8 protein-coding genes are annotated in these 7352 nt (G+C 46.4%); 6 read left to right on the forward strand and 2 right to left on the reverse strand.

All coding sequences use genetic code 11. The features are described from left to right. Window positions 1–6 precede the first annotated feature (6 nt). A protein-coding gene (prfB, locus tag ABMB67_RS18815; protein ID WP_251223410.1) for a peptide chain release factor 2 occupies window positions 7–1123 on the forward strand; the annotation gives its coding sequence in 2 pieces (ribosomal slippage) (window positions 7–78 and window positions 80–1123; 1116 coding nt in all). A 477-nt stretch (window positions 1124–1600) separates the two neighbouring features. On the opposite strand, the gene ABMB67_RS18820 is transcribed toward prfB, so the two are convergent. After that, a complete protein-coding gene (locus ABMB67_RS18820) occupies window positions 1601–2101 on the reverse strand; it encodes a type II toxin-antitoxin system PemK/MazF family toxin (protein WP_354573012.1) in 501 nt (166 codons plus the stop codon). A gap of 24 nt (window positions 2102–2125) precedes the next feature. Beyond that, a complete protein-coding gene (locus ABMB67_RS18825; protein WP_354573013.1) occupies window positions 2126–2422 on the reverse strand; it encodes a helix-turn-helix domain-containing protein in 297 nt (98 codons plus the stop codon). A gap of 220 nt (window positions 2423–2642) precedes the next feature. Between ABMB67_RS18825 and ABMB67_RS18830 the strand changes: the two genes are divergently transcribed. The 5 genes from ABMB67_RS18830 to ABMB67_RS18850 all read left to right on the forward strand — a co-directional run bounded on the left by ABMB67_RS18830 (window position 2643) and on the right by ABMB67_RS18850 (window position 7063). Then, window positions 2643–3515, forward strand: coding sequence for a YitT family protein (locus ABMB67_RS18830; RefSeq protein ID WP_354573014.1), 873 nt, complete (start codon window positions 2643–2645; stop codon window positions 3513–3515). Between the two features lie 68 nt (window positions 3516–3583). After that, the gene (locus ABMB67_RS18835) at window positions 3584–3949 is read left to right on the forward strand and encodes a c-type cytochrome (protein WP_251223407.1); all 366 of its coding nucleotides are present in this window, start codon (window positions 3584–3586) and stop codon (window positions 3947–3949) included. A gap of 213 nt (window positions 3950–4162) precedes the next feature. Next, a complete protein-coding gene (ftsE, locus tag ABMB67_RS18840; RefSeq protein WP_251223406.1) occupies window positions 4163–4849 on the forward strand; it encodes a cell division ATP-binding protein FtsE in 687 nt (228 codons plus the stop codon). Beyond that, window positions 4839–5732 carry a permease-like cell division protein FtsX gene (ftsX, locus tag ABMB67_RS18845; RefSeq protein ID WP_251223405.1) on the forward strand — a complete coding sequence of 298 codons (894 nt, stop codon included), beginning with the start codon at window positions 4839–4841 and terminating at the stop codon, window positions 5730–5732. Before ftsE ends, ftsX begins: the two co-directional genes overlap by 11 nt. A 53-nt stretch (window positions 5733–5785) precedes the next feature. Then, entirely contained in the window at window positions 5786–7063 is a 1278-nt protein-coding gene (locus tag ABMB67_RS18850; protein ID WP_354573015.1) for a murein hydrolase activator EnvC family protein, read from the forward strand. The last annotated feature ends 289 nt before the right edge of the window (window positions 7064–7352 follow it).

The raw sequence follows: 7352 nt of genomic DNA on the forward strand, positions 1-7352 counted from the left end.
TGCAGGATGGAATTAGTAGAGATTAAGCAAACGCTGACAGCAATGGCAAAGCGATTATCAAATTTTAGGGGGTCTCTTTGACCTCGATGAGAAGCAGGAACGCATTGCCGAATTAGAAGAGAAGATGACCGATCCTGATTTTTGGAATGATCAGGAGGCGGCTCAGGCGATCATTAACGATTCCAATGCGTTAAAGGAGCAGGTCAATGGCTTTTTGGCTTTAGAATCGGAATACGAGGATTTAGAGGTCTCATATGAGCTGGTGAAGGAAGAAGCCGATGAAGATTTGAAACAGGATCTGGAGCAGGGGGTCACCAGCTTAAGTGAAGCACTGAACCAGTTTGAGCTTCAGCTCTTGCTAAGTGAGCCGTATGATAAGAACAATGCGATTCTTGAGCTCCATCCCGGTGCCGGGGGAACTGAGTCACAGGACTGGGCTTCGATGCTTTTGCGGATGTACACGCGCTGGGCAGAGCGAAAAGGGTTCAAGGTGGAGACGATGGATTATTTGCCGGGCGATGAGGCCGGGGTGAAGAGCGTCACGCTGCTGATTAAAGGCCACAATGCGTACGGTTATTTAAAAGCCGAAAAAGGCGTCCATCGGTTAGTGCGGATTTCGCCGTTTGATTCGTCGGGGCGCCGGCATACGTCGTTCGTTTCGTGCGAAGTGATGCCTGAGCTGGATGATAGTGTCGACATCGACCTCTCACCGGAAGATTTGAAAATCGACACGTACCGCGCCAGTGGGGCCGGCGGTCAGCATATCAATACGACTGATTCGGCTGTGCGGATCACCCACTTGCCGACAAACACAGTCGTCACTTGCCAAAGCGAACGCTCCCAAATTAAAAACAGGGAACAAGCGATGAAAATGATGAAAGCGAAGCTGTACCAGCTCAAAATCGAAGAGCAGCAGCAGGAACTTGCCGAAATCCGTGGCGAACAAAAAGAAATCGGCTGGGGAAGCCAAATCCGCTCCTATGTCTTTCATCCATACAGCATGGTCAAGGATCATCGCACCAATTACGAAGTCGGCAATACGACAAGCGTGATGGACGGCGATCTTGACGGCTTCATCGACGCCTATTTGCGCCAGGCCATCGGCGGGGTGGAGCAGGAGTAGATGGGGTGGGGCATATAGCCATCCCCGTTTCATAACACCAAAAAAGCCGTTTCACAAGAGCGGCTTTTTTGCTTTCATATTCTCAAGTACGATTTGGGAAATAAAAACCCCCAAGGCTTATGACCTTAGGGTGAATTGGTCCATAACGCGATGGACAACGTAGTATTATAATATTCAAAACAGCCGATTTTATGTGAATGGGTATTAAGAAAAGGGGTTGAGACAAAACGAGCTTTAACCTATTGGCAATGGCTTCACACGCCATAAGCCCGTTGTGAGAAATCCACTCACAACGGGCTTTAAAAAAGATCGAGGCGGTTCCGCTCATTGCTTAGAGACTGGGCAAAAGGTTGTTTTTTACCGTTTGCCCAGTCTCTTTTAAACTAAAATCACGACATTCGTGTGAAATGGCCTGTAACGAGACAGGCAACGTATGGATAAAGTATAACTTACTCTAAATAAAATAGTCAAGGGTGACTACAGATCAAACAGCCATTTTAACCGTGATTTGATAGCGGGTAAATCACTTTCATCGATATTTCCTAAATATGCTGTCAAACGAACTTTGCTAACAGTGGTTGTTTCTTCTACTTTAGCAGCCGAATCTTTATCAAGAAAATTATATTTAGCTTTTTTTAAAAAGTAATGAGTGGCAACTTTCGGCACAATTCTTTCTGCTCCTTTTCTTTTTACTGTTTTTGTTTTAAGTTTGGTGGTAAGGGGAATTACTTTAACATTACCAGAAGAAGAGTTGACTCGATTATTTGAAATAACAAGGACAGGACGTTCTCCTCCTTGTTCATTTCCGACATTTTCTCCAAGCATGCAAAGATGAATTGCCCCTTGTATCATTGGACGAGCTTTTTGAACATCTTCATTTTCAATCCATTTATGAGCCAGTTTAATCTTTCTTTCAGTCCAATTTCTTATTCGTTCTTCTTTTTTGGCTTTTACAATTCCTAAATCTGATTTTGACATAGCTTACCTCCATTTTATTCAAATTTAGAACATCACTGTTTTAGCAGCAGCTTGTTCTTTTTCGACCAGTGTTACTTGTAAATCGAGTGCATTGGCAATAGCGATTAAAGTATCTAGTCTTGGAACGGTAGTAGAATTTTCCACCCTGGCGATTTGCGATTGACTCATATTTACTTTAGCTCCTAATTCCGCTTGCGTTAGCTTCAATTGTTTGCGCCGCGCGACAATCGATTCAGCGAAATAGGCCGCTACTTCAATCTCCAGCTTTCGTTCCTGCGGGATCGAAGTAATATGTTGAGCCATCTCCTCCCATGATTTCATTCTTGATCCTCCTTTTTTAACGTCTTTTCCATCTGTATCGTTTTCCTATAAGCCTTCATTGATTATGATATCATTTCATCTTTTTCATTACATTTTTGCACAATAGTCGTGCCAGCCTTCTTAGTTCGTCACCGCGCTAATGGAGTCGCGTTTACTTCCGTGAGAGCTGATGCTATACTACCAAATGGTTTGGATATGATAGTAAAAAGGAGTGAAGCGGATGATAACGTCCCGTAAACGGAGAGGGCCTCTCAATCACAAGCTGCAATTATTGGTCGAATATACATACATCCTGACAGGGTCGGCGATTGTCGCGATCGCGTTTAATTTATTTTTACTGCCGAACAAAATCGCCTCGGGCGGGGTCAGCGGCATTAGTACGATTGTCAATGCGACATTCGGGATTGAGCCGGCGTTTACCCAATGGGCTTTCAACATTCCTCTCTTCATTCTCGGAGTGTTGCTGCTTGGCGGGTTCAAATATGGAATCAAAACATTGGTCGGCACATTGTTTCTCCCATTTGTTGTGTTTTTAACGCGGGAATGGTCAGTCGGCTTTGAGGATGCGCTGCTCGGTGCGTTATTTGGCGGAATGGGAGTGGGCCTCGGACTGGGAATCGTCTTTCGGGCGAGCGCTAGCACAGGCGGCACGGATCTCGCCGCGCAAATTATTCAAAAATTCACCGGCGTTTCCCTTGGGGCGTGCGTCTTTATTTTAGATGGCCTGATCGTCTTGACATCGGCGATCGTTTTCGGTCTGGAGCTGGCGCTATATGCGTTAATTGCTTTATTTGTGACGGGAAAGACGATTGATTTAGTGCAAATGGGGGTAGGATATGCAAAGGTAGCTTTAATCATCTCCAATCATCAGGAAGAACTGCGAAAAAGCATCCTGCGGGATGTTGATCGTGGAGTAACAAAGCTAAGCGGCTATGGCGGTTATACGGAAGAAGAGAGACCCGTCTTAATGTGTGTTGTCCATCAGAGTGAGGTCACAAAATTGAAACATATCGTTCAAGCTGTTGACCCGCAAGCGTTTGTCATCGTTACGAACGCCACGGAGGTGCTTGGAGAAGGGTTTAAGCACGCCTAACAAAAAAGAAATCGGCTATAATGTGCTTGGAGGAAACTCCTGCAAAACGAATCAATGGAGGGAAAGAGATGAAGAAATTTCTACTTGTGCTAGGTGCTGTTTTTGCTTTGACAGCTTGTGGAGGCGGAGGAGAAGAGCCAGCCCCGGCTGATGAAGCTCCAGTTGATGAAGCCCCGGCTGAGGATGCGGCCGGCGAAGGAGAAGAAGCGGCAGGTGATTTTGATGCTGAAGCAGCTCGCACGACATATGAAGCAAGCTGTATCGGCTGTCACGGAGGGAACCTGGAAGGGGGAGTCGGTCCTGCTTTGGCTGGAACGGAACTCTCAGCGGAAGAAATTGAACATGTCATTTTAAATGGACAAGGCACAATGCCAGCGCAAAATCTCCCGGAAGAAGATGCGAATAACATCGCTCAATGGATTAAAACTCAATAAAGCAAAAGCCCTGAAAAAGAGAAAGCGAATCTTTTTCAGGGCTTTTTTCGACTGAAATATAATTGTAATAAAATTGGTTCTCCATAATTTTTAATAAATGGTATAATGGATAGGCGAACCGACAGGATGAGGGGAAAGCAGTGCTTTTTCTACAGCATTCGTAATGGACAAGCAGTGACTTGTGAAATGACGGTAAGCGGGGAAGTGAACAGTATGATTGAAATGAAGGATGTATGGAAGACCTATTCCAATAATGTAAAGGCGATTAATGGGATTAATATAAAAATTAAAAAAGGTGAGTTTGTCTATGTCGTAGGACCGAGCGGCGCCGGAAAATCGACATTTATCCGTCTGATGTACCGTGAAGAGAAAGCGACGAAGGGCGAAATTATTATCGATAAAACGAGCTTGTCAACGATTAAAGAAAAGCATATCCCGTTACTGCGCCGGAAAATAGGGGTGGTGTTTCAGGATTTCAAACTGCTGACGAGCTTGAGCGTGTATGAAAATGTGGCGTTTGCGCTTGAAGTGATTGAGGAAGCGCCGGATATGATCAAACGCAAGGTGATGGATGTGCTTGATATCGTGCAGTTGAAAAACAAGGCGCGGTTTTTGCCAAGTGAACTATCAGGTGGAGAGCAGCAGCGGGTGGCGATTGCCAGAGCGATTGTCAATCAGCCTGATGTTCTGATCGCGGACGAGCCGACGGGAAATCTTGATCCAGATACAGCTTGGGGAATTATGGACATCTTAGACGATATTAACCATCGCGGCACGACGGTTATTATGGCAACTCATAATAAGGACATTGTCAACACGATCAAGAAACGAGTTGTCGCAATCGAAGGCGGGCGCGTGGTTAGGGATGAAATAAGGGGGACCTACGGCTATGAAGCTTAGAACTCTCGGACGCCATGTTCGGGAAGGCAGTAAGAACTTAGGACGAAATGGTTGGATGACGTTCGCTTCGATAAGTGCGGTCGCCGTCATGCTGTTTGTTGTCGGGGCGTTTTTGCTTCTGATTATGAACGTCAATCATTTTGCTTCTGTTATTGAGGACGATGTTGAGATACGGGTTTATATTGAGCTGACGGCAACACCGGAACAGCAGGATGAGCTTCGAGCTCAAATTGAAACAACACCGGATGTGGCCGAGGTGACGTTTTTAGGAAAAGATGAAGGACTCAATCAGTTGATTGACAGTCTCGATGAACGGGGCCAGGTCTTTGAATCGATTCGTTCGGAAAATCCGCTGAATGATGTGTTCATTGTCGAGGCCAGCAGTCCGCAGTTGACAGAACAGGTTGCGGGGCTGCTTGAACAGATGCCTTATGTGGAACGGATTGACTTCGGGAAAGAGGTCGTGGAGCGCTTGTTTGCCTTCACCGATTTATTTCGCACAGTTGGTCTTGTGCTCGTGTTGGCGATGATGTTTACGGCAATGTTTTTAATTGCCAATACTATTAAACTGACAATTGTGGCTAGAAAACGAGAAATTCAGATTATGAAACTTGTCGGGGCAACCAATGGGTTCATCCGCTGGCCATTTTTTATAGAAGGAATGCTTTTAGGAGTCGTTGGATCTTTGATTCCGATTTTGTTGATTGGCTTCGGCTATTCATACGTCCTGTCAAACTTTGGGGAGCGTTTTGAACTCATGTTCTTCTCCCTGTTACCTGTGTTCCCATACATATGGCAGATCGCAGCGTTGCTTATCGGAATCGGAGCTTTTATCGGTGTTTGGGGAAGTATCGTATCTGTGCGGAAGTTTTTGAAAGTATAGAGGCTCGGTGATTAAGAAGAAAAGTTTTACAGGAAATGAGGAGGAACGGCTGAATGAAGCAAAGGTTGGGTTTAGTTGCAGTTGCATTGTTGCTGGTTACTGGTTCTTTAGGCGCGGGCTTATTTGATCACAAGGCGTTGGCTAACTCGGAAATCGAAGGTAAGATTTCCGATGTTCAGCGTGAGCGTCAGGAGAAACAGGAAGAGGCGAAGAAGACAGAAGCGGAAATCCAAAAGCTTGAGACTGAAATGCAGCAACTGAATGACGAAATCCGAAAGATTGATCATGAAGTGGCGACAACGAGTCAAAACATTCGTGACAAACGAAGCGAGATCGAAGAAGTACGCGCCCATATTGAGGCCCTTCGTGCGGAGATTGCTGAGCTGGAGGAACGAATTGCCGAAAGAGACGTTCTGCTGAAAGACAGAGCGCGCGCGATGTATCAGAGCGGTGGCTCGATTAACTACCTGGAAGTCATTCTTGGAGCAAAGAGCTTTGGTGATTTTCTCGACCGGGTGAATGCTCTGTCTGTCATCGCGCAGCAGGATCGTAACATTATTGAAGCTCATATTGAGGATCAGAACCGGCTTGAAGAGGCGAAGCTGCAAGTGGAGCAGGAGCTGCAAACACTTGAAGGGCATTTAGCCGAGCTTGAGCAGATGATGGCCGAGCTTGAGTCGCAGCGTCAGCAAAAGGATGATCTGATGAACCGTCTGCAGCAGCGCGAAGATGAGCTGCATGACGATCTTGGTGAATTGGAGAATGCCGATGAAATTCTCCGCGCCCAAGAGGCGGCGTTGAAAAAAGAACTCGCTGAGTATGAGGAACGCCAGCGTCAGGCCGCAGCGGCCGCAGCTGCTGCGTCTCGAAGTGGAGGCGGTGGTGGTCAAATGCACAGTACGCCGGCGGTGACGAACTCCGGTTTTATGCGGCCGGCAACGGGAAGCATCACATCAACATTTGGCCCACGTAGTTCTTTTGGAGGACGGATGCACTACGGAATTGACATCGGTAAGAACGGTCGTACCGGAGATGTGCCGATTGTTGCCGTTCAGGATGGAACAGTCGTAAGTGCAAGCTATATGAATGGCTATGGAAATACTGTGATCATCGCACATTACGTCGAGGGACAGCTGATTACGACATTGTACGCTCATATGGAGCGCATAAATGTGTCGAGCGGACAAAGTGTCTCGAAAGGGCAAACGATTGGAATTATGGGGAATACAGGACGCTCGTTCGGCGCTCATTTACACTTCGAAGTTCATGAAGGTGGCTGGAACGGAGCGAAGTCCAACGCGGTCAACCCGTTAAACTACATTCCGAATTAAGGATTGGTACGTTACAATAAAATCCTTAAGAAGCATATAAAATTAAAAACGAAAAATGAAGTGAGCTTGAGCCAAAACTAGCTTTGATCCTATTGGCAATGGCTCCATTCACAACAGGCTTTAAAAAAGATCGTGGCGGTTCCGCTCGTTGCTTAGAGGCGGGGCAAAAGGTTGTTTACCTTTTGCCCCGCCTCTTTTAGTGCGCCACGCATGGCGCGTAGCTAGGCGGTGAAAGTCCGCTATGGGGGCTGGCAGTTGCCAACCATTAGCCAAGAGCAAGGGTGTCCAT

Source organism: Halalkalibacter oceani, assembly GCF_040544555.1.
In the GTDB taxonomy this organism is placed as follows: Bacteria; Bacillota; Bacilli; order Bacillales; family Bacillaceae_D; genus Halalkalibacter; species Halalkalibacter oceani.

Bases quoted from the DNA above. Each gene is read 5' to 3' on its own strand.
- ABMB67_RS18820 (WP_354573012.1), bottom strand. From the start codon at position 2,101: ATGTCAAAATCAGATTTAGGAATTGTAAAAGCCAAAAAAGAAGAACGA.
- ABMB67_RS18825 (WP_354573013.1), bottom strand. From the start codon at position 2,422: ATGAAATCATGGGAGGAGATGGCTCAACATATTACTTCGATCCCGCAG.
- ABMB67_RS18830 (WP_354573014.1), top strand. From the start codon at position 2,643: ATGATAACGTCCCGTAAACGGAGAGGGCCTCTCAATCACAAGCTGCAA.
- ABMB67_RS18835 (WP_251223407.1), top strand. From the start codon at position 3,584: ATGAAGAAATTTCTACTTGTGCTAGGTGCTGTTTTTGCTTTGACAGCT.
- ftsE (WP_251223406.1), top strand. From the start codon at position 4,163: ATGATTGAAATGAAGGATGTATGGAAGACCTATTCCAATAATGTAAAG.
- ftsX (WP_251223405.1), top strand. From the start codon at position 4,839: ATGAAGCTTAGAACTCTCGGACGCCATGTTCGGGAAGGCAGTAAGAAC.
- ABMB67_RS18850 (WP_354573015.1), top strand. From the start codon at position 5,786: ATGAAGCAAAGGTTGGGTTTAGTTGCAGTTGCATTGTTGCTGGTTACT.